Here is a 232-nt window from a genome sequence, read left to right as displayed (position 1 = left end):
TAGCGTACTCAATCGATGAAGATGGTTCTATCCGTCTAAGCCAAGAGCAACTGTTATCACAAGCATCTGATGTTGAAGGCGATGACCTTACTGCTAGCGGCCTAACGGTTGGTGGTGATGCGACGGTTGTAGCTAACGATGATGGCAGTTTCACCATCACGCCAGATGAGAACTTCAATGGCGACATTGATATCAGCTTCGATATCTCAGATGGTACCAATACCGTTCAAGC

At 47.0% G+C, this 232-nt stretch carries 1 protein-coding gene; it reads left to right on the top strand.

Annotation, left to right across the window (positions count from 1 at the left end; all coding sequences use genetic code 11):
* A partial coding sequence (locus A136_RS22730; RefSeq protein ID WP_032546742.1) for a cadherin-like domain-containing protein occupies positions 1 to 232 on the top strand: 232 nt, incomplete at both ends.

It is taken from the genome of Vibrio crassostreae 9ZC13 (assembly GCF_000272045.2).
GTDB classification, from domain to species: domain Bacteria; phylum Pseudomonadota; class Gammaproteobacteria; order Enterobacterales; family Vibrionaceae; genus Vibrio; species Vibrio crassostreae_C.
Note: the sequence above shows the minus strand (reverse complement) of the source record. Positions and strands in the feature narration are given on the sequence as shown.